Raw genomic sequence first — 24,477 nt, forward strand, 5'->3', positions numbered from 1 at the left:
TGCTTCAATGTAGAAATGATTCAGAAACCCAGCCGTACGTGCCCGGACTGTCCAGTTCAAGTGCATACAAAATCTGGTGGAGCACTGCTGCGCAGGTGGCACTCATACAAGCTCCACTCCCAGCTTTCTAAACGCACCTATTAGCCGGTTGCGATAACGAACCTGCTTGTCTTTCTGGGTGTGATTAAAGGTTTCGAAGCCTTGGGGGAAGAAGTTGGCCATATTTTTAAAGACGCCCTTTTTGTACCGGATTGAGGAGCTCAACTTCTCTACGAATTGTGAAAACTCTTCCTCGCTCGACACGTGCGATTTCATTAATAGCCCTGCACGCCCTGAGCTTTGATCACCTTCGATTTCCTTACGCTGGGTCTCGAAGCAGAAGTAGTCCACATTGGCGATCTGGATGCGCAGCACCAATAGGCCGCGCAACTGATTGGTGCCTCGGTCGAGGTAGACCCAGCTGCGTACATCACTGGGAATCTTCGAGTTCTCGATGGGAGCCAGCACAAGTACTTTGGCTGGCTCACTCGAGCTGAACCCATCAGTGGGGGTATACCAATCCAAGCGCGTGATTTTGTTCTTCTCGCATTTTTTCAGAGATGCGAAAGCGTTCCAGATATCACGCAGAAACCCGTGAGACTCCAACTTGGCTTCTGCAACGTGCTCTGCCTTGCCGACGTTCTTGCCGGAACCGACACCGTCGCCGTCTGCCAGGGAGTCAGGCCTTGGTGGATTTGGGCCAAGCCTCCCTTTATCTGTGGGAACAATTTTTTTGGTTTTGACAACCTTCCTCCTCTTCCCCAATGCCTTGAAGGGTGGAGCTTTGACGACCGTGATTTCTGAGTGCTTGTCAGGTTCAACATAAGACTGTTCCTGAAGAAACTCTTCAGCATGTGCAGATCTTAACGGACGTGGCATGACCAATCTCCCAGCACCCTCCTTCCCATCGGTAGAGTCAAATTTTAAAGCTTGCCACTGAATGTCTTCCCCGATGGGTTCGCTGGAGCCCACTAAATCGAGGCAAAGAAATGTTTTTCCGCCGTTAATCCACTTCCCTCGGCACTCTAGCGTTCCAGGGCCGGTAAACCACGGTTCCGCTTCCAAGTTCACCTTTTGTAGCGGGGATCGGGAAGCAAACTGTGAATTGATTTTCTTTGTGCGCATCTCGGTGTAGCTGTCATACATAAGATGAGCCAAATACACGGCATCGTAGTTACGCATTCTGCGAGACGGTTTGACCAGCCACTGGTGAGCAGAAGGTCGCGGGTCTTCATAAAGCACGTCCATCACGTCTGACCATTTGAGAGTGGTCAATGCCCGGCAGACATCCATGTTCCTAGCATAGGCTCTAGCAAAATAGTCAACGCAAGAAACCAGCAGATTGCCTTTTGGCAGCTTGAAGTTGATCAGTTTCATGCTGTCTCGCTCGCCGTAGTGCAGGGGGTAATCCTGATCAGCGAAGATGTGGCCCATACCCATCTGATTGAGCTCCAACCGAGATGTCAGACTCCAGCCTTCCGGAGAGAAATCCACATCGAATTTTCTCTCTTGCATCAATGTGTCCGACACACATTTACCCCGCCTCCAGATCGTTCCGATCCGATAGTGAGGAATGGTGCTCAGTGGTAGGCTCACAAATTGGCCTGCCGAGGGAACGTTCTTTTTCAAGGAACGGAAATACACATCCACAAGAGGCATGGAGCGGGCACGAATGTTGTGCCGGATTTGGGCATACGACCAGACGATGTAATTACCGCTAAGGCGCGCCACGCCAGAGTCGGGATGAGTCAAATCGGATCGTGGATAGGAGAACTCAACACGTTTAACTGGCCCCACTTTACAGCCCCTTAGTCTGAAAATTCCGCTCTTAATCCTGCATAAAACCGCCTACCTCAAGCGGAAGGCGTTATGCAGGGCTAGGTGAAACATTGAGGTCTGGGACTAAGCCCAATGTACTTTTCCGTGACGAATCCAAAAGTGAGACTTGCAGCCGCTTTTTAGCCATACGGAAGGGTGGAGAGAGGGATGACCGTGCTTATCAAGTTCGCAATCCCATCTGGGCCGGGCTTCCTCGATCAACAGGAGTTCAATAGTGTGTCCACAACCGCATGGGCATTTGAATCCCACACACCAGTCCTCTTGCCCATCTCTGGCCAAAATGAGTGATCGCATCGGCATTTTTGCTGGCAACGAATCCCCTTCGATCACCACGAGCGTTCTCGCCGGAAGCAATGGGTCTAGCTTGCTCACAACGTACTGAAATAATTTTTTCAGCATGGTTTCCTCGCACTCAGGTCAGGAAGGCCGAGCAGCGGCTCTTTGCAGCTCTGGGCGAGCTGGGATTTCGGGCTAGGGGAGTAGGCTGTTTCGTTGAAGTAGTCTTCCTCACAGCCCGATAACGTAAAAATAGTTCGCGCATATTTGCCGTTCTCATCTTCTCGATATGGGAAGGCTCGCGCGATGAATTCAGATACGCACGCTGATGCCGCACGCATGTTGAGCGTGATCACAGCAGGCGCTTCCTCCTGCATACCGGTGATGTATCCGCGCTCCACTTGATCCTTGTGCGCTTGCGGATCCACCTGATGAAGATATTCGGCTAGCAACGTTTGAGGGGTGTAAACGCCGCGATCACCCAGTGACGAGCCACCGGGTTTCACATAATCAATCCGGCCGACCACGTCCGTGATGATCCAGTGATCATCACCATCTTTACGAGTAGGAATCTTCACTCCCACGTCAAACAGCGGAATAAGGAACGTCGTGGATATCAGATCCGCGACCATCCGCGCCTGGTGAGTGTCGACGCAGCAGAAAATGACATCGGCGCCTGCGGCTGCGAGAACCGCTTCACGTGTCAGGATGGAGGCGTTGATTGATTTGGTGAACGGTACCGCGCGAATACGGTTCATGGCTTGCGCGAACATTTCCACCTTTGGCCGACCCGCCAGGGCATCTTGAAGTGTGGAATTCAGAATCCGGTTGAGGTTCTTCTCTTCAAGCTGATCGTGATCAATGAGGATGACCTCGCCGAACCCAAGTCTTGCGACTTGTTCGGCCACGATCGAGCCGGTGCCAGAGACCCCAATGACGACGGCGCTCAGTCGGTTTAGGGTTGCTGTCATACCCGAGGTAAACGCGACCACGGGTTGCTCTGGCAATGGGACAGATCCCTGCCAGTATTTGATGTCATCGCCCGCAACCGTAACTAGAGCGACCGGTGTGCAGTGGCTTTTCAGATCGTAGACGCGAGCGCGCATCGCGCCACTTGGCACCATGATTGCTGATCCATGAATGGCGGCAACGCCTTGAATCAAGCACGGTATGGTTTTGGCATCGCTTTGATCGTCTACTTCGGAAAACTCGAAGTAGCCGCCGGGGTGGGAGTGAACCAAGATAATAGAGAGCGAGTCACTCTCAGCAAGGTCGATGGCTTGTTCGAGATACCGGCCAGGCCAGCTTATATAGTCAGCATCACGCCGTTCGCATTCGGCGTACGGCACGGTTATTAGGTGCTTCGAGAGCAGTTTTAGATTCTCTCCCTCAAAGCGCGTGCACACGAGGATGGCGGCGGCTTCCAGGCCGTCGCCCGGGAACAGATGTTCCCGAAGCGAGGCATGAATCTCCTCCGTCAATACAAGACGAGAGTCGATACTCATTCACCAGTCTCCTTAAGGAGGCAGCCCTCAACCAGTGCCAAGTGAGTAATGACGTTGTCGGTAGCTGGATTCCATGGATGGGTACTGCGATGACGAGACCACCGCTGGAAAGACACCCCATCGATTACCATTGTGTAATCCGCGCAAGGGATGGCGACTCCACTGGTGAGGCCGACCGCTGGGTACAGGTAGAACATGTCGATTTCTGTGGAGGGATACCCTGCCGGGATCAGGAGTGCCAGCCGCACGTGTTGATGTGTATAGCCCTGCGGCAACGGATAATCGTTGATCACTAACCAACGGTTCCCCTCCGGGGTCAAACACGTTTCCCAGTGGCTCGCAGTCTGATCCAGATGCTGCTCATCGATAGGGAGCAAGCTGAAAAAGCGACGTGGCGGCACAGGTACCTCACCATTACCCACATCCTTGGGTGTCAGGCGCAGTTTTTCGATGCCCGGTGTCCGCAAGTCGATGATGTCGTCGAGCGACTTCTCCACCTTTGATTGACCTTCGACCTTGAAGTAGATGTGCCAGCCTTCATTTGGGTTCATGCCTGCGCGTACTACGGCGTCGCGTACCGAAATTGTTGGAGTCTCGATCTCAAGAATGACCCCTTGAACGTTGAGCTTCCACACAGCTTTACGGGTAACGAAGCGCTCAATGCCCGACTGGTCCAAGTTGACGAAGTCGGTGGCTTGAATTTCCAAGTCGGCCTCGTCCTCGCGCTCCAGCAGCACGCGTTTGTGTTCACCGACCTCTGCCAGTTTGCGAACCTGATAGCCAGTGATCTGCTGAAATGGCCATTCCAGGCGAGCGCCATCTACAGTGAGAAAGTAGGTGCGATCCGTCTCTGCGACTAGGAAACGGATCGGTTCTTGGGTGAGCGTGACGATCTCATCAGGACGGATGTCTTCCATGGCCCCGGAAGCGAGGAGCTGCAATACGATGGCCAGTTGATCCGGTTTGAAGCCAGCCGCCGCCGCAATCTGCGCGCCAGTGGGCGTTTGATCCTCGATAGTTACCTTGCGGAAGTCGAGGTTTTTGCCAGCCACTTCGATGACGAAGCCGCTGTGGTGGTTTTGGGACGTAGCTTGCATGGTTTGTTTCTCCAAACGGTTGCCCCTGAGGACGGTTAATGACCCCAAACGAGGCCACTTCTTTTCACGTTGGAGGGAACACGATCAGTACTTGACCGATCGGCAACGCACGAAGATACTCATCCAGCACAGACGTATTCGTGTTTGAGCTAAGGCGCAACTGCAATTGCGCTTTTAGCTTTCCTTCCTTCGATGTCTACTCAAATTCCTTTTCATGCCGCTTCCTATTCGTGTGAGGCGCGTTTTGCTGCGCGCCTTATTTTGTTAGGTCAACCACATCCGCTTGTGGGGCATGCCGTTTCACTGCGGCAATGCCGGCCTCACGTGCGTGCGCTGAATCGTAGAGTTCGCTCTGCCCGACGATTCGATTGTTCGCAGCTCTCACATGGAAGGAGAACTGTTCGCCCTTTGTTACGAACCTTCCGTAAAACCTGTCGTACGGAGCGTGCTCGCGACAGGAGTCAATGCCATTTTCGCAACCTGCCAGCGTCTTGTAGGTTTCGCTGAAAAGGATGATTTCTCCGTTGGGAGCCTTCAGATGAAAGTACCTTCCATCGCTGGTAGCCCACTTGATCTCGAAACGCGCCCTCATCACTCCTCCGACCCGCTCTCAACCTATCTCAGTAAATGAACCTGTTTAACAGAGGCAATAAAAAAAGGGCCTGAGCAGAAGCCTAGACCCTTTTTCTGTTTAAAGAAAGCCCTTTAAGCAGATTTTCCAACAACCTGGTAAATAAATTCCTTGCCGCCCGTCTCTGCAGCCTCTTCGACGCGCATCAGGAAGCCTTCCTCGGCTAAGCGCTTTAGGCGAGTGCTGGCGTTTTGAACGCTGATCCTGAGTTCTTCAGCAACTTTTGCGGTGGTGGTTGAGCGGCGACTGATCACTAGTTCAAGCAGAGGCTTGCTTGCAGCGGTGGGTTCCAGGCCGGCGAATCTGCATTGACTGCCAACCCAGCATGTGAGGCGTTCTTTTCCAGACACCGCAGCACTATTTAAGTTTTCAAATATATCTTCATCTAAAAAATCAAACGCAAAAAAAGTAATCTTTTTGCTATAGCGTTTGATGATGTAAATTAATGACTCACGGAGAAAAGAAGTGTCAGCACCTTCTAAGTTAGAAAACGATACGCCAATTATGGAAGCATCTTTGTATTTATCGATGTGATCCAATAATTTGGCATATGTTTGCTTACCCCTTGAAGTTCCGTAGGGGTTGATTTCGTCCGTGAAGTCCCGCAGGGCTATAATGTAAGTTTTCTCGTTCATGGCTCGAGTTTAAGCAGAGGTTGTGTTTTTGTCAAGCTGAATTCAAACACTATGTGAGTTCCGATCAGTTTCGGGAGATTTAATGTCCAGGACTTATTCTCCAAAACTCCCGCTTTATACTCCATCAACACAGAAAAGTTTTCTTGTCTGATCTTAATGGTTGCGTTCAGTTCAACAGCTTTCGAATGACTATTATGTAGTCCGGCTCCTCCGCCGCCCTCCCGGCTGCTGAGGCCGCCTTTTAAGATGGCGTGGAGAATGAGTTTTGGATCCGATACTGGCAGCGAGGGATCGAATTTTTTTGCCAATAGCGGGAGGTGCTCATCGATAGCAGGACGTAGCGTCTCACAAATTCCCTTGCCGGAATCTGAAATCACGGTGATAACTTTCGCTCTTTTATCAGCACTACCATAACACTGAAGCCCGGCGAAACCGGGGATTACGGTTCCTGAATGCTCTTCGACGTTGGCCACGAACTCAGACACTACGGTGAACAGTTTGTTTGAGTTGTTTTTGCCAAAAGCTTCAATAAAGCTATTCTTGAGCCGCTCGGGGACATTGTCACTGTTATCCCCGTAAGCGTTAATTTCTAAAAACTCGACCAGGCCGATATTGTTGGCGTTGTAGCGTTGAGCGGCTGAGCTAGAAGGTTTTTTTGGTAGAATTTTAACTGTCGAATCCAGTCTGTCGACAAAACCTGCACGATTTAAATAAGAAAGGGCTGCTTTGTTTTCAGAGAAATCCAGTTCTACTTTTTTCTTAGCCGCCGCAAGTTGATTTGCTATCGCAAGTATTTTTGCAGCTGCGCACAGCAGTATTTTGCGCTCGCCAGGAATCTTGATAGTTACATGGCCGTGATCGGCATCAAGTGGAGACCCTGATTTACTCAAGGCTTTTTCAAAGTGAGTATCCGTCAGCCAGGTTCCACCGCAAGTCAGCTCCATGACGAAACTGGCACTCTTAATGACCGACCATCCGAATGTGTCAGGATCTTGGATAAAAATCTCAAGGTTTTCATGAAGGTGGTGAGATACCTCCTTACGCTCTAATACCAATTGGCTTGCTATTTCTCTCGCTTTCAAGCCGGGAAATTTGCTCAGTAGCTGAATAATCCTTTTCTGCATAAAGCGCTCGAAACTACTTGGTGGCAGCGACTGAGGTTAAGACGCTGCAATGAGTCAATGCCGTAGCGTACTTGGTTCGGAGACCATGCGTGAGTCTTGGGCTACCAAACCTACACTTCGACGTAAACCACGGGATGATACGCATGATCGCGTGGGATCAAAATGCTACTACGTATCTGTTTTGCGTAGGTTTTTTCTAGACGATCCGTATGGCAAGCAGGATCCATCGTGGCTGTGTAGTTGTAACGCAAGGAAGCGGTCGCCGTTGGATGATGATGGGTGGCGCGGGTGAATTGACCTCCTCCACCCATGCCATTCAATCACTGGACACTAATGATGGCGCTAGGCTACATTCAGGATACAAGGAAATTGTCAGACGATTCCGCAGTCGTAGGGATACGGGCATGATCAACGAGCTTCAAGCCAGCAAATCCTGCTATTTTTTCAAACAGAGCGCGCCACTGACCGCCAAAGCAGTTACCGAACTGTTTCGAGATGTCAGAGCCGGGCAGTCCAATCCGTCTAAAAATCACTTTTCCCACAGCCGTAAATCTCACAATGGAGCGCGTTGGTCTGCGTTGTGTTTTTCATTTGATCGAAGCCCGACTTTTTTGCCGGGCTCGACGTTGACTGACAGAGTCACTGGCTATCTACTGATCGTGGAATATCTTAATTACGTTGCGGTCTTCAAGTCGCAACTCGATTTGACCTCAGGTTTTGTAAAAGACTATCTGGTACGAATAGGCGCGCAGCAAATCGACCGTGGCCTCACAAGCAAGAATTCGGTTTTTGACCGTGTTCGCCTTCGACACATGTCGGTATCTCGTCTAGCTTTGCGCGCCAAAACGTTGGAAGGTGTGGATCTGCAAAACAATGTTGGCTTCGCGTCATCCAGCCGCTTTGCTCCCTTAGGCTACAGCTTCAGTGCTTCAAACCAGCACTATTCGACGACTCCACGCACAGGGCGTATCTCGCTACGGTCAGATCGTGCGGGGCACAATGACCTTATAGAATTCGCACGTGACATTATCGACCGAATTCATCCAAAGCCAGGTAAGCCTTCGTCCTCTCCCTTCTTAAACGCATTTGCACAGCCACTTGAGCTTTCTCAACTGACTGCATCGCCGCGACAAATCGCAATAGATACGGCGATCCTAAGTCAGGCTATCTTTGATGATGCAACCATTCGCCTTGTGGAACCCGTCGGCAGTGGATATCGCGAGCTGTGCAAGGCGAGAGTTGAGTCGGTTCTCCAAACACTGACCCGTGTGCTTGAGGTGAGCGTTTTGAGGAGCAGGTGGGTTATCACTGACCCGGCGAGCGGCAATGAGGTGGGCGTTATAGCTAAAAACAAGACTCGAATAGCACTAAAACGGCTTGAGTTTCCTTCAATCCAAGGCATCGCTGTTGAGAGTAAACAATTTGCAGTTGGCGCAGACAATGATCGGATGCCGCTGAGACGCTATATTGATCGAAACGAAGCATTTATTCTGTTGTTTGAAGAGCCACAACTGGCTTACATTGACGGAAGCCTCTATCAGGACAACTCTCTAATCGATGGAGGAAGTATTTTTTTGGGTTACCTTTTCCCTCACCCATCGCTTACCGGTCTTGTTGATGAAAAAGGCACGTTTTCATCGTCTCATACTACATTTGACGCAAATACGACTTTTGGGGCGGTGGTTTCCAACATAGCGTTGGACGACGACGCGTTAGTTTGTGATGACTTGAATGAAGAATGGGCCGATTTTATTGGCTTTCGAACAAACGCTTCGACGCCGCGCGTAACATTTTATCATGCTAAGCATGGGCCTCTCTCTTTGGGTGCAAGTCCATTCCACGTCGCAGTTAGCCAAGCAATCAAAAATCTAGGAAATCTCGCTCTACCAGCCGCGCGCATGGGCGGTAAATATCGTAGATGGAACACTCACTACGCCAATAAAAACTCGAGAACCAACATCAGTCGAATTTGTCGCGGGAATTCAGCGAGCGTCAAATCAGCTGTCGACTTTTGCCGAAGTGCTCCACATACCTCAAAGCGAGTAGCCATTGTTACGTCTTCGCTGAGCAAGAGGGCTGTGGGAAAAGCATTTGGAGATATCAAGAAAGGAATGCCAGCAAATCCCTATTTCGTCCAACTGTACTGGCTGCTCTCCTCTTTTTTTGCAGCATGCACCGAGGTAGGTGCTTTTGGGTGCGTTATCTGCCAAAAATGATGGATAGGCGCTTCGCCTGTCGAGAAATCTGATATTTCTTCGTACTCTAATTACTAAAGTAATCAAAAGGAGTTTGAAATGAGTCGTGAGCGTTATTTGGTATCTTCTTATGGGGACAATCGCGAAGGTACATTACAGGGCTTGGCGAAGTTTTTTGAGCTTTGTCTGAATAATGGGTCTGGTGTAATCGTAGTTCCTACCATTGGTAATGTCGATGGGACACTGTTTACTAAAGTTTTGCCAGAAGAAATCGCTAAGGCGCTTATTAAAAATCGTACAGTTTCCATCGGTGATGGTAAAACAATCACACTTTGTGGTTCTACGACCCTAAAAAAACACACGCGTGAAAAGGTATACCTCGCATTGTGGGGGACCGATAAAATGATCAGCGATATTGAAGATAGTTGCCAGTCTTGTGTCGCGTTGGTGTTAGTGACTTGGCTTCCGGAAGACGCTCACGCTTGGGTAAAAATGAACAAGGTAACGTTGATCTATGACGATGGCGTTAAAAAGACACCTAGTCTTTAGTCTAAAGAGAGGTGTGCTGGGGTGTTAGGAATTATCCAAGTCCGCCTTGTCTGAATATATGGCATGTTCATATCTGTACTGAATGCTGAAAAATATTCGAAAAAAGTTCACGATAAAATAAGGATAGGTGATGAAAGGCCACATTGGTTGATTTGAAGAATCTGACTGGACTGATGTTAAAACAATGGCTTGGGCTGGCTTAATGAATCGTGCGAGAAAACATGGAAATCTGCTGACATCATGCATCTAACTCGTCGCATTGCATCATTTAGCGGTAGCGCCTAACATCCCATGTGTAACGTTTTTTTCTTGATGAGATTTCCGTGGATGAGCATGCTGAGGGACGACGCTTTCTAGTTGCACTATTGGTTCATGAATATGATTATATTAGAATTGGCACCGGACCATTATGAAATGGTTAGGAAGTGTTCTTCAATCATATAATAAGGTGCGCTATGCTATTGTATTTTGGCACCAGAAAATTTCTGAAGCTCAATTATGATTAAGGTCGCGCGGTAGTTTTCATTAGTTATAAAAGCCTTCACTTACCTGAATTAGCATTTCCTCCACTTGGCGCAAACCAGAGGTTGTGGAAAGTAGCTCGAATGGGCTTGAACCCGATAGATGAGACTTTGGTTTCGACAACCAACGGGTAGCTTTTTCCAGATCATGGAAGACTGCAACTGCCATCGCGACCACATGTACTGCGCGATACATCCGATCACTTTCAATGGTTGTCAAAAGCTGATTTTTCGCCAAGCGTGCTTGAAGTGAGCGGTAGTGAATGATCCTATTGCGCTCGTCTAGAGTGATTACTCCCTGCTCGCACAATGCCTGAAGTAAGCTAGCAGGGAAGCCTGCCTTGATCCGTTCATGAATAGTCTTATCGGCCGTTCCGGCGGGTATACATAGGTAGGCTTCCAAGTGCAGTTTATAAGCGCGATGAGGGTCTCCTCGCAGAGTTTCTGCCGACGAGGATGGGGTCAACGAGCTGCCCTCTGGGTGCAATACCATGACTCCGTTAATCAATTCGACGGTCAATACGCTGCCAATACTAAGCCCTGTTTGCGCTAGCAGTTCGGTTGGCAAAATGACGATCCCATCTCCGGTATCGTCCCCGGTGTCGTCGCATCTAATCTTCCAAGGCTTTCTCATGACTTGTGGCTCTCGCTTCGTCGCTTGAGTCACCCGATTATGCTCGTGTTGCCTGCCAGGCGTAAGCGGGAGGGTCAACAAATTTGGTGAGATTTTTTGGACCTCTGCTTCGCTGCGCTGCAAAGTTCTATATGGCTTTAGACTCAGTTAGGGAGGCGGCTTGCGGGGGGGGGCATTTAACTTTTTAGCGGGCATGGCAGCATTGAGTTAAAGATCCCTACTTCGTAGCTTCGCCAAACCTTGTTTAATATGACCAGCATTCTCGCCAATTGTGAACAATGCGCCTCGGACGTTCTCGCCAGCGTCAGTAAAACCCTGCTTTTCGTTAAGGAGAGTCAACTCCATTAGCGCTGCCTCTAGCGCTAGCTGGTTCTGATACATGCGTTCAAGCAGGTCCGAAAGCGAATATTCACCCGTCATAGCTTCGATTCCTATCGATAAATTCAAAGCATAGCAGTATGCCGCCATTTTTCGACTGATATGTATAGATTTTTCACGCATAATGACCTACAACTATAATCGACAGAAAATTTAATGAGAGTAATTAATGAAACAGATTTTGCTCATCCTCCTACTTGGATCGCTGATAGCATGCGCAACTCCTACTGAGATCACTATTACAGACACGGCTCATCGCACTATAAATCCTAAAGTTGGATGGACCGATCAGGGTACAGTGAATAATTGCGTATCGAATATGATCAACGCTGCCCCAGCCGCCCAGGCTGTGAATGTTCACGCCAGCTATGTCGGGGGTGGAAAATTAATCAATGTTGACGTTGATGCGAAATTAGTAAACGTCGGTATCTTCAATAATGAGAAGAGCGTCGGATACCGTTGTGAGTACCAAAATGGTCTCATGGCCAGAGGTTATTGGACTCATGGTCTCTAACGTGTTTAGGCTAGGCGGTAGGTGAGAAGGGCTAACTCCATTTGTCCTTCGCAGGGAAATGCGCGCCTAGGTTAGCTATAATTGGTCGCTTTCGACACGAGCGCGGCCTGTGTTGTTAAGCACAGCTCTGCCGAAATAGCACATATTTTCAAGTGCTAAGTATTGGCTAATCCAAGGTCGAGTTTTACATGTTATGGCACTTTCTCTTCTAAGTTTATTGCTACAGCAGGTATAAAATGGACAGATTAATTTTTCAGGATGCTCAATGTCTTTTGAGTTTGTTTTAAGGAAGCTGAACGTATATAGAAATGAAGCTAGCGCGACTCGGCGGCCGTAAGATAGTTTAGTGTCTACTTTGTCAGCTATGGATATATTGTACGTTAAGTCTTTAAGTATTTTTTCAGCATCGCCACTTCGTTCTTGAATTAAAAAGCCAGTGCCGTGTTTTTCCAGCGACATGAATATTGCTGCTTTGCCTTGCGATGCGAAATTGTCAATCAGAGAAATTTCAAAAAATGGATCGACTAGGCGCTGGTTTAGATTGATACGCATTTTTCCTGTTGCATATTTTACTGCTCTTGCAACGGGCTCGTCGGAAGAAAATAAGCTATCTAAAAAATCAATGTTATTGGCAATTGCTCCTTCATGTAGTTTGAGGTGATCGATGGCTTTCTTAGTAATTATTTGATCTGGATCCAGGTCTTCTTCGTAAGCTTTCTGGGCAGTCTTGAGTAGGTCGGGTAACCACTCTGGCGGGTCAATATGTTGTAGTGCTAGCAGTGCACATTTTAACACGACCTCCTTGTTGAGGTCGGGTGCAGTTAGGGATGCTAGTTTATTGACTAGATGATAGGGTATCGGACTCGCAGAAGTAAGCTCTCGTTTTTTTATGAGATACCGCTCTTCAAGAAGAAATGCTACGGACTCTACTATCTCATGACTACCGATGAGAATTGTGCTGGTAGACTCTTGAGCATTTGAAATTTCTGCATTGCATATGATTTCCGTGCATTTGTAGCGGTCGTCGTTGTCAATAAACCAGCTTTTTAGTGAGTATGATAAAAGCTTAATGTCGCTGCTGGAGACATTTTGGGGAATGTTATTAATTTTAGGCGTTCTAGCGTTGAGTCTATGCAATAGCTGCTTATGAATGTCAGTAAGATGCTCTATGTTCGATGCCGGAAGGGTATCGTGAATGTAAGTGCGTACATTCGACCACAGAAGTATGGTGTGAGAATAAGCAGTTATGCCATGGTATGTTGAAATGTTGTGCAAAAAATGAATCCATTCATGAATAAAGAAGGCAACTTCTTGTGGCGTTTCAAAACCTCTTAAATTTTCAGGGTCAGCGAAGGGTTGAAATAAAGATTTAAATTTAATGACTTGGTAGTCTGGGAGATAGGTTGCTGCCGCTTCGCTGCTCATATCAGCTCCTGAGTGATTTTCGAAAAATTTTATTGTGCAGAAATAGTATGAATATCCAAGCCCTTCATAAGATTTCAACGTTAATTTACTTGTGCGGACACGGTTTTCTTGGTTGGATTTATACTTGCGGAAATAGCCCCATGGGAGAGCCTTGAGGAAGCAATCCAGAACACCTACATACCTCAAGGATTTGCATAGCCTCTTTATGAATTTTATCTATGTCGATATGAGTATGCATATTATAGAATTTTCTTTCTGATACAACATATAGCTTAATTGGGAAAAGTTTCGGGTGGTAAACGTCCCAGTCGGAAATTATTAAATTGTATGCGATCGGTGGATGGTCCAATTCGCTATTAGAGAATTTATAATTAATTTCGTCTAGATACTCGTCAAAATGCTCCACGGAATTCCGAACCTTTCTATTCCTAATCTCAGATATTTCTATTGAACCTAAGAACGATTCAATTGACTTCGCTCTTTCTATGCGTAGCGCGAATGAAGAGTCATTTTCTCCCTTGCGCTTCTTTGCCGGGGTTGAAATTAATCTAGAGATTCCTGCGGCATCATTAAGCAATGATGTAATTTTGTTGTGTGTATCTGGGTCGTTCTGTAATGATGGCCCTGGAAAAACGGGTTGAGTATTTTTGAAGATTGATTTGCACTTCATATCTAACTGATAGGCTAAGTAAAAAAGTTCTTGGTAGAAATATTGACTAAGTTTTGTTGTTTCAAAATTCATTTCTTTAACATTCGCCTTTTTGGTTTTGGTTTGGTGTTGTTATCTTAGGTTCCTAATAGTAGCAAAAAAACCATCATCTATGTCTTAAGGGATTTTGAATAGAGGCTAATCTGTGATATAAGGAATCCTGAGCTAGTCGTTGAGGTGAAAAAGATGAGCGCCCATATTTTTGAAGCGTGTCTTCGAGGCGAAGCCCCTGAGATTTCGCACCTTCCTGTACTAATTACTGCATTCAATGCGCTTTCCGCAATGGAGCTCTATAACATAAGCTTTAAGTACAGAGCTCATCCAGTGGTGGCAAAGATCATCAACCAAATCATTGGAGAAAAAGTAGCCCAGACGAATTTAAATGATTCAATAGGTAGAATTTTGGCTCGGTATCAAGTTTCTAGCGGAATGCCGATACACTAAGCTATATCAGTCTTAGGATCCAAGAGTTGTTTTTTTGGGGAGGGCAGAAGTTGTAATCTCTATTCGTCTTTCTACGTGACATCTGTCTCATTGGTCACATAGCCTAATTTCTTACAAGCGGAACTAATTCATAGTGTGTGTGTTAGCCCTGCCAAATCGTCGCCATGTTTCGCATTATAGGCGAGCTTAGCTTGACGATTAGTCGAGAGCCAATGTTCATTCCAGGTGCTTAGGACATTGAAGTTCAGATCAGCAGGCTGCACCAAACTGTAATATATGATTTTCGCTATTGCTTCTTTATCGGGGTGGTGATATCGAGAACCGTTCGTTGATATCAACCAGCTCTTACACTTCAGTGATTTTACCAAGCTCTCCGTAATATTAAACCTGCTAGCATGATGAGGGACTTTGAAAGCATCTACCTCTAGCGGGCCATCTGGACTCAAGGTCTGAATCATTTCTAATAGGTCATCGGCCCAAGCATCTCCAGCGAGGATGACTCTTCGATCAGAGTATTCCAACATCAATACGATACTGCTACCGTTAGGTACACTCGTATCAGGATGCTCCGGCATTTCAGCAACTTTTTTTAACTGGATGCGAGTTTCGGGGGCGCTACTACCTCCCATAGCTTCTACCCCATCGTTAGGCTCTACCAAGGGTTTACTTAAAAGAGCCTTTACTAGTTGCGTTTTCCATACGGGTTTGAGTTGATTGAGGCGTTGCCGAGATGGTCCGAGAACGGTGACTTTCATGCCTCCCGGTAGTTCTATAGGAGTAAGAACAGAGTTTTCTGAAGCAACTACTGCTCCTTTTTCAAATGTGAGGTTCCATCTCCCATTTTTCCGGAGCCATTTAGTTAATTCGTCTGCTTGGCATGCTCCATGTGATTCTGTATTGTAGTCTTGGGTGGTGTTGTCAAGATGTTCGTAACCGTTAAACCAAATATCTTTAATTTCAAGACCTTCTAAGGTGGGTCGCTTTACGAAACAACTTATCATTCCGCCGATATGATCACTGTCTATATGGGTCACTACCGCAAGCTCAAATTTTCTACACTCTGGATTAAGAGATTTTATTTCCTTATATAGAAGTTTTCCAGTTTTAAGAGAACCCATATCCACGAGCATCTGATGGGGGTAATCCATATCGCCCCAAGTAATCCATAATGCGTCACCTTCAGAGGCTGGGAGCATTCTTATTTTAAATGTCATCGCTGCTCCAAAGTTTTCTGTGGAAGGGTGTAACTTAAATAGGTAGATTTCCAGTTCACGTAGGGTGAAATTCTTCCAAGGTGTTTTAGTGCTGAGTTGCGCGGCTCCGATTTCTTATCTGGCCATTGTCGTAGAAAGTTGAGAAGCATAGAAAATGTATCTCTATATAGAATTGTTTGAGCGCTAGCCGCTACCGCCAAGTCAATCGAACGCATAGGATCTTCATCGCTAATCAAACACGCCAACAAAATCTTCCCGTCTGGAAGCCATTCATATTTCCGATTAAAAAGCTCTAGCCATTCAATACTATCTGTCAAACGGTCAGTTTTAAACAAAGCTATTGCTCCAATTAAAACGCCGGTAGGATCTTCTACTGCTGTAGTTAGGTATTTAAGAGATTGTTCAGCAATTTTTGCTGCATTGAGCACTCTATTGCCCTCATATAGGCGTTCCATAGCTGAAGAAACGGTGCGCCCTTGAGATAAGCGTACGCGGGGTTTTCCTGGATCCTTCAAAGTGTCCGCAATTAGTAGGTGACAAAATACCGAGCGATGATGGGTGCCATTGCTTAAAGGAAGACTAAATTGTTGCAGCACTTCATTGCATAATACTGTGATTGTGGAAACCTCGCGCATCTCACCGGTATGTCGTACTATCATCTGATTATCGAGTCGAGTTATCTCCAGCCCCTCACTTGCTGTATGTAAAGCGAGCGACGTGCTTTTCAATGAGTAGATATCATTTTTTTTCCAAACTTGAAAGTCTTCATCCTTCAGATGTATGTCAATGCTTTCAGGTGACTTTAAGTTTAGTTCAAGTGTAGTGAGTTTATTTGGATTTATTACGACAATTTTTTCTAGTTTTTCGCCTGAGTCATTTAATACGCTAACTTCGTAAATTCCCGGGCTGAGGTGGAATTCGCGGTCTGTATCACAGGTTAAGAGTGAGAGAGTATGATCTCGGATGGTTATCTCCGTATCTTTTCCACGACGCTGCAATAGAGAGGTCACGGTCACGGACAAAATACCATCTGGTTGCTTTGAGTGATCCACAGTCATCATTTTTTCAGCTCCACATGGCGAAGCGGTGGCTTAAAATTGTACTCTTGGGCGTAGGCGTAGGTGGAATGCCGGCAATTCCAGCTAGCCGAATAGAGGCCTGCAGGAATTCTAGTATTCAAAGGCCAGTGTGAGTGATTTTCAATCCAGTGCTTTCCTGACTGCCTAAGATTAAAGTCTGTATGATTCTGACGATCGGTTGTGGGCGCGATATCAATATGCAGTTCTACATATGGAGTTTCTTTATATGTATGAAGAACCGCTGGAGATGTGCACCCTTGACATTCGACATATTGATCGCACCCTTTTTCGCGCGCTAGTTTTGGTACCGCTTCATCCAAATAGCTTGACAAACTTGGAGAGGATACGCGCCAAAGTGAGTCTTGTTTCCCGTTGGAGTCTGCAGCTTGAGCGGATCTCAACCCGTGGAGAAGCGCATCGCAAAAAAATGTAAGTCCGGTTTTATTAGCATACGCTTGCATCCCAGTTGAGCAAGATAGGAATAATGAAGAGTTTTTTCTTATATTCGATCTAGGAATGCTTTTTTTGTATTCGCCTTCCATCTTTTCGTAACATTCCGCGATTTCCGGAAGTTGCCTACAAGTGTCAACGAACCAGAACTGGGTGTGGGCGGATTTATCGAAGCGAAGAACCTGCCTTAGATTGTATATATCAACAGAGCAGTCAAGGCCTGAATCTGGCCTTCTCCCAAAATCATTGAGTAATAGTATTGCCCCCTCTGAGGTTAGCTGAACCCCATGTCCTGCTACATAGACGATAGCAGTGTCAGCCTTGTTAAGCCCCAGGTCTTCCTGAAATCTTTCGAAATCGACTTTAAAGTTTTGTAAGGTCGCAGCAGAGTCATCTACTAAACGAACTTTGATATCAGGATGTATCTGTTCATTGGGCAGCGTTGGTGAAAGCAATATTCGTAGGCTACGTAGCGGCGCGTCTGGATTATGATATTCATTAAGTAACCATGCGGCAAACTCAGAGGCCGAACGTGCAGCGGCGTTTAGCTGGCCGATACCGAAACCAGATGACGTAGGCTCACCATCTGCAGGTAGATATTTGTAGGCACTCACGCCTACCACGAACGCATGAGTCCCTGCCTGGTTAGAGGGGTTGGTGTATATTAATGACATTCGGTCAAGCTACTCCTTTGCCTGTTACCAATAGAGAGTTAAATATCTTGGTGATGGCAATCTAACATCTTTCTCGCTTTTTGTTTGTCTCTGCTCGGACTCTATAGACGAGAGCCTATAGCGGGCTTGAGGTTGCGCGGGAACGCATGGGTGCTCAAAGACGCATCCCCCTAAATCGTTTAACGCCCAAGCTGTCCGGGAATGACTCTAAATCTAATCGCGAGCCTCTCCGCTGTGTAGCACGCAAAGTGATCACACCTCATTTCATCGCGAAATCTCTTTAGTTTCTAGGTCATTTAGCCAAGAGAACTGCAGCTTTCTGAGTGGACCAGTCGATATGAACAGATGCCCAGACGCAAGGGGCGAGATGGTTGTCGCATTAATTTTGAAAAATTCGCGCATATTTCGAAAACCTACAACTGCCTCCGACCAGCGCAGGCCCGGATGCCGAGTGGTGCGGCTGACGGAAGGGACGCTGCGGCCAATGGGTCAGCGGTGCACCACTGGCGACTGACTGAATCGCCGCCACCTCCAGTGCTTCACTTTCGGCCAGTGGCGGCAACAGCCCCGGCAATCGGCTGGCCAGCAATGTCTTACCCGTTCCCGGCGGCCCGCTGAACAACAGGTTATGCGCACCCGCAGCAGCAATCAGCAACGCTCGTTTCGCCGCCACTTGCCCCTGCACTTCATTCAAGTCGGGATAAGGCTTGCTGGCGTGCATCAATCCATCGGATACATAGGGCTCAACCGGCGTATGCCCATTGAAATGCGCCACCGCCTCCAGCAAATGATCCACCGCAAACACTTTCAACCCCGAGGCCAGACACGCCTCCTCGGCATTCGCCCGCGGCACCACCAGCGCACGACCCGCCTTGCGCGCCGCCAACGCTGCCGGCAACACCCCACGCACCGCTCGTACTGCGCCGGACAACGCCAACTCACCCAGACATTCCACATCATCCAGCGTCAAACACGGCACCTGCACACTCGCCGACAGAATCCCCAAGGCAATCGCCAGATCAAACCGCCCGCCATCCTTGGGCAAATCCGCCGGCGCCAGGTTCAAGGTGATCCGTCGCGCCGGAAACTGCAGTCCGGAATTGATGATCGCGCTGCGCACCCGATCCTTGCTCTCCTTCACCGCCGCCTCGGGCAGGCCGACCATGGTCAGCGACGGCAGACCGTTGGCCAGATGGACTTCGACGGTGACAGCGGGGGCTTCCACGCCAATCTGGGCGCGACTGTGGACGATGGAGAGGGACATGGTCGTTCCTTGAGCTGAATCGGGGAGCCGCTTCCTGCGGGTTTTTGAAGAGTAGTTGGGAGGGCGAGTCCAAGTGGCACGGATGCGAGGGCAAACCTTCACTGGATGTTGCCAAGGTGCCCTTCCACCTTCAGTAGAGGCGCCACATTAGTTTTCTTCTTCGGGATTTCTTACTTGGCTTCCTCCCCCGGCCAGCCAACCATCCGGTTCGAGTTCTTTACCGTACTTGGCCGCTACCTCAATAAAACGACGCTGATTGGCTGAAATACCTCCGGCTAACCGAAGTGCTTCAGCGTGATATCCAACAATCTCTTCTAGCTTTGCCCTTCTCTTTTTGTCTTTCATTGAGGCCTCGTTTTTTGGGTGACAGATGCTTTGTTGGCCACCGTAGTACAAGGAGGAAGAGTCGCGTAATCAGGCGCAGACGCTGATGTTTGTAGGGCCATGCCCTAATAGTTGTAGGACGCCGGCGAAAGGGGGGGGGGGTGAAGGTCTTGTATCCGGGAGTCGGATGCTCCAGTTTGGCCACTCAACGCAGCCTCTGGAGGCGAAAAATGGACCGCAATGGTATGCGCCTGATTCATCCGGGCGAGGTTCTGAATAAGGAATTCATGGAGCCGGTGGGCATGACTGTCATGGATTTGGCCATGCCCACTAACTGGCCGGAAAGCGAGATCGAAAAGCTTGTGAAATGCCAGCTCGGGATCTGCGCCGATCTGGCAATCAGCCTTGCCTCTCATCTCAACACTACGCCTGAGTTCTGGATGAATCTCCAATCGACTTACGATTTGCGCAGGGCCCAGCTCCGGCATGCGGGTTTATAGCGATTGCAGCATCCGCGAAGCCCTTTTCCACCATGGCCCCGTCATTGGGCGCTTGGTCTGTTCTCGTCCCACCATCATCTGCGGCACATCTTGTAACCGTATCCACGGCTGATTATTCCAGTGCAACAAACTCAACGTCATGTCCGGCCAACTGAGCAGGCTCAGGTGTGGGCGTTCGCTTGTGGTGGGGTGTTGGGCGTCGCGCAGGGTGGGGATGACCTGGTGGGTGATCCATTCGCGCGGCGCTCGGTATTCTGGGCAGTAGTGGTAGACGAGGAGGGCGTAGATGCCGGATTCGCTGATCAGCAGGGTGTTTTCGATCTGGTTGTGGATCAGGGTTTTACGGGTTTGGTATTGGTCGGGGTCGAGTTTTCGCAGCATGCGTTCGTTGAGGTAGATGTGCAGCAGGCGGCTCAGGTCTCGGGCGCAGAACCAGGGTTGGTTCTGGATGAGGAGGGCGTGGAGGGGGAGTTTGTGGCGGGTGAAGATGCTAGGTGTCAGGTAGTTTTCGTCCATGGTTCAGTTCTCGAATTCAAGTGAAGAAAACTGCTTCTGTTCGTCGCCAAACGAAAAGGGTGGCAGCTATGCGCGGGTTGGCGAACCGGTGAATTCGAAACCGGCAGACCCTGAGGTCTCCCACGCAAAGCCGCCATAACTCGTTGAGAGAAAAAACCTCTCTGTGAATTTAGTTACATTGCGCCGAATTCGATCCAGGTCGCCAAACCCGGTGCTGAACATTCAGCATCGGGTGAGCTTAGAAACCTGGGCTTTTCGGCGCAATCGGACGGCGGTGGTGCAGGTTGTAGGACGTTGCCGGGATGGTTGAAGGGCTGGAGATCAAAAGATCGCAGCCTTCGGCAACTCCTACAGGGGATGCGGATTATTCCGCGGGCGGAATCAGCTTGGCTTCCATCTCGGCAACCTTGGCCTCAAGGCTTTCGAGGCGAGCGCGAGTACGCGCCAACACAACCATCTGGCTATCAAATTCTTCACGGCTCACCAGATCGAGTTTGCTGAAGGCGCTTTGCAGCAGCATCTTGAACTGGCTTTCGATTTCGGCTTTCGGCAGCGGGGTATCGCCGCTGAACAGGCGGGAGGCGGTGCCGCTCAGGGCGTCGAGGAAGTCTTTGGGCGCGAGCATGGTGGATGTCCTGGAAACAATGGCCGGCAGTGTATCACGCAGTGTCTATAGTCAATCTCGCGGTCAGGGATGCACGCTTTTCGCGCAGGCGGACGGGCGGCGACGCACCGTTGTTGTGCGTATCCGGATGGGGTTTTGCACGGGAGAGCGTGCGACAGCGGCCAAGGGATTGAAATCAGGGGTTTTTGGCGAGATGGCAAGCTTTCTGCTTAGTCACCTTCGACCCATGCACTGATGCAGTCGCTGTGACGAATGCAGTGCGGCAGACGGAGCGGGGAGTTTCGTCGGCAGCGGTTAGCTGGCGTCAGTCGGGCTGGTACGGCCGACGATGCGTTACAAAGCCAGGCACTGCGCTTAGACTTGAGTCGGGTTTGTTTTCCTGGGGCAAGTCCACCAATTCGGGAGAGAGTTTTCATGAAGCTAGTCACTGCCATCATCAAGCCGTTCAAGTTGGACGACGTGCGCGAGTCGCTGTCCGAAATCGGCGTGCAGGGCATTACCGTTACTGAAGTCAAAGGCTTCGGCCGGCAGAAGGGTCACACCGAGCTGTATCGCGGCGCGGAATATGTGGTCGATTTTCTGCCCAAGGTGAAAATCGACGTGGCCATCGACGACAAGGATCTGGATCGGGTTATCGAGGCGATAACCAAAGCGGCCAACACCGGCAAGATCGGTGACGGCAAGATCTTCGTGGTCAATCTGGAACAGGCGATTCGCATCCGTACCGGCGAAACCGATACCGACGCGATTTAACCGCCGCCACAAACCCCAACGCCCCAGGAGAAAACAATATGACTCTGCGTAAATTCGCAGGGCTAGGAGCCCTGTTGTCTATCGTAATGCCCGGCCTTGCTATGGCGGCAGACGAAGTGGCGGCCCCGGTCCTCAATTCCGGCGACACTGCCTGGATGCTCACCTCGACAGCCCTCGTGCTGTTCATGACCATCCCCGGCCTGGCGCTGTTCTACGGCGGCATGGTTCGCTCAAAAAACATTCTTTCCGTGATGATGCAGTGCTTCGCCATTACCGGTCTGATCAGCATCCTGTGGGTCATTTACGGCTACAGTATTGCGTTCGACACCACCGGCATGGAGCAGGGCGTCGTCAACTTCAACTCGTTCTTCGGCGGCATGGGCAAGGCGTTCCTCGCCGGTGTCACGCCTTCGAGCCTGACCGGCCCAGCGGCGTTGTTCCCTGAGGCGGTGTTCATCACCTTCCAGATGACCTTCGCGATCATCACCCCGGCGCTGATCGTCGGTGCGTTCGCCGAGCGGATGAAATTCTCCGCGATGCTGATCTTCATGGGCATCTGGTTCACCCTGGTTTATGCACCGATCGCGCACATGGTCTGGTCCGGCAACGGCGGCCTGATGTGGGACTGGGGCGTACTCGACTTCGCCGGCGGCACCGTGGTGCACATCAACGCCGGTGTGGCCGGTCTGATTGCTTGCCTGGTGCTCGGCAAGCGTAAAGGCTTCCCGACCACCCCGATGGCTCCGCACAACCTCGGTTACACCCTGATGGGCGCGGCGATGCTGTGGGTCGGCTGGTTCGGCTTCAACGCCGGTTCCGCCGCTGCTGCCAACGGTACTGCCGGCATGGCGATGCTGGTCACTCAGATCGCTACCGCTGCTGCCGCGCTGGGCTGGATGTTTGCCGAGTGGGTCACCCACGGCAAGCCAAGCGCACTGGGCATCGCTTCGGGTGTGGTGGCCGGTCTGGTCGCAATCACTCCGGCTGCCGGCACCGTGGGTCCGATGGGCGCACTGGTGATCGGTCTGGCGGCGGGCGTGGTGTGCTTCTTCTGCGCCACCACCCTGAAACGCAAACTCGGTTATGACGACTCCCTGGACGCGTTCGGCGTACACGGTATCGGCGGTATCCTCGGTGCGATTCTGACCGGTGTCTTCGCTGCGCCGTCGCTGGGTGGCTTCGGCACTGTGACCGACATCGCCGCACAAGTATGGATTCAGTGCAAAGGCGTCGGCTTCACGGTGATCTACACCGCGATCGTCACCTTCATCATCCTCAAGGTGCTGGACGCTGTGATGGGTCTGCGTGTGACCGAGGAAGAAGAGTCGGTCGGCCTCGATCTGGCACAACACAACGAACGCGGCTACAACCTGTAAGTACGCGCATCAAAAAACTTGCCCGGTTCGCCGGGCATTTTTTTGTCTGGAATTTGTCATTCAGAGAGCAGCTGAAAGGATTTTTCGTACTGCTTTGGTCGTGTTTACGACGAGCGTTTTTCTGCGGCCAATGGCTTACATGATTGCAGGAATATTAGGGCCTTTGTTTTTTCCCAGAGCGCGCTAGAATGCGCCCCGAACGTGCGGAGAACTGTATGTGGCAACAGACTCTGATAACCCTGCGGGCACGGCCCCGGGGCTTTCATCTGGTAACGGACGAGTTACTCGCTGGCCTGCCTGAACTCAGGGAGTGCCGGGTCGGTCTGTTGCATTTGTGGCTGCAGCATACCTCGGCGTCGTTGACCATCAACGAGAACGCCGATCCGGCGGTACGTCGCGACTTCGAACGATTTTTCAATCGTCTGATCCCACAAGGAACAGACGGCTATGAGCATAACGACGAAGGCCTGGACGACCTCCCGGCGCACTTCAAGGCCAGCGTGCTTGGTTGCCAGATCAGCCTGCCGGTTTCGGCAGGTCGGCTGGCACTGGGGACCTGGCAAGGCGTTTATCTGGGCGAGCACCGTGATCATGGCGGTGCCCGAAAAGTCCTCGCCACCCTGCACGGTGAAGGGGCGTAAACCGTTGGTCACCAATGGTTACTGATTTTTTAACGGCAACTTTCGACAGTTGCCAAAGCTGGTCTATAACTAATCTGCTTTTCGCAAGTCATGAGGTAGAACATGAGCGACGATGATCTGGAAAACGACGACCTCGAAGTAGGCGACGAAGACGAGGCCGAGGAAGGCCTGGAAGCAGCAGCGGAAGACGTTGCTGACGACGATGGCGGTGACGATACGCCGGCCCCGGCTGCCAAAGGCAAAGCCAAGGCTGCGGTGTCGGTAGACGAGTTGCCGAGCATTGAAGCCAAGAACAAGGAGCGCGACGCCCTGGCCAAGGCCATGGAAGAGTTTCTGTCGCGCGGCGGAAAAGTGCAGGAAGTGGAGGCCAATGTGGTCGCCGATCCGCCGAAGAAGCCGGACAACAAGTACGGCAGCCGCCCTATCTGAGGCGTGCCGCTGGCTTGCTGAAAAAGCCCGCCGTCGCTGCGGGCTTTTTCATGCCTGGAATTCCGGACGCGCAACGATCCCCCTGTAGGAGTGAGCCTGCTCGCGATAGCGGTGTTC

The 24,477-nt window shown here is 49.9% G+C and carries 26 protein-coding genes and 1 pseudogene; 9 read left to right on the forward strand and 18 right to left on the reverse strand.

The features are described from left to right. Window positions 1–102 precede the first annotated feature (102 nt). From L8H52_RS14905 to L8H52_RS14935, 7 genes are all read right to left on the reverse strand, one after another. Entirely contained in the window at window positions 103–1,791 is a 1,689-nt protein-coding gene (locus L8H52_RS14905; RefSeq protein WP_242207669.1) for a hypothetical protein, read from the reverse strand. A gap of 150 nt (window positions 1,792–1,941) precedes the next feature. Further along, window positions 1,942–2,277: a DUF6527 family protein gene (locus L8H52_RS14910; RefSeq protein ID WP_347340745.1), complete on the reverse strand. Its 336-nt coding sequence runs from the start codon at window positions 2,275–2,277 to the stop codon at window positions 1,942–1,944. Beyond that, complete coding sequence (locus L8H52_RS14915; RefSeq protein ID WP_242207670.1) at window positions 2,271–3,659, reverse strand: ThiF family adenylyltransferase; 1,389 nt, start codon at window positions 3,657–3,659, stop codon at window positions 2,271–2,273. The genes L8H52_RS14910 and L8H52_RS14915 overlap by 7 nt, the downstream gene beginning before the upstream one ends. Further along, a complete protein-coding gene (locus L8H52_RS14920) occupies window positions 3,656–4,756 on the reverse strand; it encodes a multiubiquitin domain-containing protein (RefSeq protein WP_242207671.1) in 1,101 nt (366 codons plus the stop codon). Before L8H52_RS14920 ends, L8H52_RS14915 begins: the two co-directional genes overlap by 4 nt. 256 nt (window positions 4,757–5,012) lie before the next feature. Next, window positions 5,013–5,348: a YegP family protein gene (locus L8H52_RS14925; RefSeq protein ID WP_242207672.1), complete on the reverse strand. Its 336-nt coding sequence runs from the start codon at window positions 5,346–5,348 to the stop codon at window positions 5,013–5,015. Window positions 5,349–5,461: 113 nt separating this feature from the next. Next, window positions 5,462–6,022: a helix-turn-helix domain-containing protein gene (locus L8H52_RS14930; protein WP_242207673.1), complete on the reverse strand. Its 561-nt coding sequence runs from the start codon at window positions 6,020–6,022 to the stop codon at window positions 5,462–5,464. Continuing rightward, the gene (locus L8H52_RS14935) at window positions 6,019–7,146 is read right to left on the reverse strand and encodes an ATPase (RefSeq protein WP_242207674.1); all 1,128 of its coding nucleotides are present in this window, start codon (window positions 7,144–7,146) and stop codon (window positions 6,019–6,021) included. Before L8H52_RS14935 ends, L8H52_RS14930 begins: the two co-directional genes overlap by 4 nt. 404 nt (window positions 7,147–7,550) lie before the next feature. Between L8H52_RS14935 and L8H52_RS14940 the strand changes: the two genes are divergently transcribed. Together L8H52_RS14940 and L8H52_RS14945 are read left to right on the forward strand one after the other, a co-directional pair. After that, window positions 7,551–9,362, forward strand: coding sequence for a hypothetical protein (locus tag L8H52_RS14940; RefSeq protein WP_242207675.1), 1,812 nt, complete (start codon window positions 7,551–7,553; stop codon window positions 9,360–9,362). Between the two features lie 78 nt (window positions 9,363–9,440). After that, complete coding sequence (locus tag L8H52_RS14945; protein WP_242207676.1) at window positions 9,441–9,890, forward strand: hypothetical protein; 450 nt, start codon at window positions 9,441–9,443, stop codon at window positions 9,888–9,890. Window positions 9,891–10,415: 525 nt separating this feature from the next. Here L8H52_RS14945 and L8H52_RS14950 read toward each other — a convergent pair. Both L8H52_RS14950 and L8H52_RS14955 read right to left on the reverse strand, forming a co-directional pair. After that, a complete protein-coding gene (locus L8H52_RS14950) occupies window positions 10,416–10,979 on the reverse strand; it encodes an antitoxin Xre/MbcA/ParS toxin-binding domain-containing protein (protein ID WP_242207677.1) in 564 nt (187 codons plus the stop codon). 273 nt (window positions 10,980–11,252) lie between these two features. Then, window positions 11,253–11,465, reverse strand: a complete 213-nt coding sequence (locus L8H52_RS14955; protein WP_242207809.1) for a hypothetical protein — start codon at window positions 11,463–11,465, stop codon at window positions 11,253–11,255. Between the two features lie 127 nt (window positions 11,466–11,592). Here L8H52_RS14955 and L8H52_RS14960 point away from each other — a divergent pair, with 127 nt between their 5' ends. Continuing rightward, window positions 11,593–11,937 carry a hypothetical protein gene (locus tag L8H52_RS14960; RefSeq protein WP_242207678.1) on the forward strand — a complete coding sequence of 115 codons (345 nt, stop codon included), beginning with the start codon at window positions 11,593–11,595 and terminating at the stop codon, window positions 11,935–11,937. Window positions 11,938–12,012: 75 nt separating this feature from the next. Here L8H52_RS14960 and L8H52_RS14965 read toward each other — a convergent pair whose 3' ends face one another. Further along, window positions 12,013–13,362, reverse strand: coding sequence for a hypothetical protein (locus L8H52_RS14965; protein ID WP_242207679.1), 1,350 nt, complete (start codon window positions 13,360–13,362; stop codon window positions 12,013–12,015). A 118-nt stretch (window positions 13,363–13,480) separates the two neighbouring features. Further along, the gene (locus L8H52_RS14970) at window positions 13,481–14,104 is read right to left on the reverse strand and encodes a hypothetical protein (RefSeq protein ID WP_242207680.1); all 624 of its coding nucleotides are present in this window, start codon (window positions 14,102–14,104) and stop codon (window positions 13,481–13,483) included. A gap of 153 nt (window positions 14,105–14,257) precedes the next feature. Here L8H52_RS14970 and L8H52_RS14975 point away from each other — a divergent pair, with 153 nt between their 5' ends. Next, entirely contained in the window at window positions 14,258–14,515 is a 258-nt protein-coding gene (locus L8H52_RS14975; protein ID WP_242207681.1) for a hypothetical protein, read from the forward strand. Window positions 14,516–14,643: 128 nt separating this feature from the next. Here L8H52_RS14975 and L8H52_RS14980 read toward each other — a convergent pair whose 3' ends face one another. The 5 genes and pseudogenes from L8H52_RS14980 to L8H52_RS15000 form a co-directional block, all read right to left on the reverse strand. Beyond that, window positions 14,644–15,729, reverse strand: coding sequence for a hypothetical protein (locus L8H52_RS14980; protein ID WP_242207682.1), 1,086 nt, complete (start codon window positions 15,727–15,729; stop codon window positions 14,644–14,646). Next, window positions 15,726–16,790, reverse strand: a complete 1,065-nt coding sequence (locus tag L8H52_RS14985; RefSeq protein ID WP_242207683.1) for a hypothetical protein — start codon at window positions 16,788–16,790, stop codon at window positions 15,726–15,728. The genes L8H52_RS14980 and L8H52_RS14985 overlap by 4 nt, the downstream gene beginning before the upstream one ends. After that, window positions 16,787–17,872 (reverse strand): caspase family protein, encoded by a 1,086-nt coding sequence (locus L8H52_RS14990; RefSeq protein ID WP_242207684.1) that lies wholly within the window; start codon window positions 17,870–17,872, stop codon window positions 16,787–16,789. The genes L8H52_RS14985 and L8H52_RS14990 overlap by 4 nt, the downstream gene beginning before the upstream one ends. A 481-nt stretch (window positions 17,873–18,353) precedes the next feature. Beyond that, window positions 18,354–19,196, reverse strand: a pseudogene (locus L8H52_RS14995) (magnesium chelatase domain-containing protein); the annotation flags it as partial. 147 nt (window positions 19,197–19,343) lie between these two features. Next, complete coding sequence (locus L8H52_RS15000) at window positions 19,344–19,541, reverse strand: hypothetical protein (RefSeq protein ID WP_150793774.1); 198 nt, start codon at window positions 19,539–19,541, stop codon at window positions 19,344–19,346. Between the two features lie 209 nt (window positions 19,542–19,750). Here L8H52_RS15000 and L8H52_RS15005 point away from each other — a divergent pair, with 209 nt between their 5' ends. Continuing rightward, window positions 19,751–20,020: a HigA family addiction module antitoxin gene (locus L8H52_RS15005; protein WP_242207685.1), complete on the forward strand. Its 270-nt coding sequence runs from the start codon at window positions 19,751–19,753 to the stop codon at window positions 20,018–20,020. On the opposite strand, the gene L8H52_RS15010 is transcribed toward L8H52_RS15005, so the two are convergent. Both L8H52_RS15010 and L8H52_RS15015 read right to left on the reverse strand, forming a co-directional pair. After that, entirely contained in the window at window positions 20,015–20,536 is a 522-nt protein-coding gene (locus L8H52_RS15010; RefSeq protein WP_242207686.1) for a Bro-N domain-containing protein, read from the reverse strand. The two genes, L8H52_RS15005 and L8H52_RS15010, sit on opposite strands and share 6 nt — an antisense overlap. A 364-nt stretch (window positions 20,537–20,900) precedes the next feature. Further along, window positions 20,901–21,161, reverse strand: a complete 261-nt coding sequence (locus L8H52_RS15015; protein ID WP_242207687.1) for an accessory factor UbiK family protein — start codon at window positions 21,159–21,161, stop codon at window positions 20,901–20,903. A gap of 414 nt (window positions 21,162–21,575) precedes the next feature. On the opposite strand from L8H52_RS15015, the gene glnK reads away from it, so the two are divergent. From glnK to sutA, 4 genes are all read left to right on the forward strand, one after another. Further along, complete coding sequence (gene glnK, locus L8H52_RS15020) at window positions 21,576–21,914, forward strand: P-II family nitrogen regulator (protein WP_002555808.1); 339 nt, start codon at window positions 21,576–21,578, stop codon at window positions 21,912–21,914. 38 nt (window positions 21,915–21,952) lie between these two features. Beyond that, on the forward strand, window positions 21,953–23,290 hold the full coding sequence (locus tag L8H52_RS15025; protein ID WP_141125908.1) for an ammonium transporter: 1,338 nt from the start codon (window positions 21,953–21,955) through the stop codon (window positions 23,288–23,290). Window positions 23,291–23,505: 215 nt separating this feature from the next. Beyond that, window positions 23,506–23,931, forward strand: a complete 426-nt coding sequence (locus L8H52_RS15030) for a secondary thiamine-phosphate synthase enzyme YjbQ (RefSeq protein WP_007920418.1) — start codon at window positions 23,506–23,508, stop codon at window positions 23,929–23,931. Window positions 23,932–24,033: 102 nt separating this feature from the next. Next, a complete protein-coding gene (gene sutA / locus L8H52_RS15035; protein ID WP_007920420.1) occupies window positions 24,034–24,360 on the forward strand; it encodes a transcriptional regulator SutA in 327 nt (108 codons plus the stop codon). Window positions 24,361–24,477: the final 117 nt, after the last annotated feature.

This window comes from Pseudomonas sp. CROZ-RG-20F-R04-15, from assembly GCF_022662375.1.
Lineage (GTDB): Bacteria > Pseudomonadota > Gammaproteobacteria > Pseudomonadales > Pseudomonadaceae > Aquipseudomonas.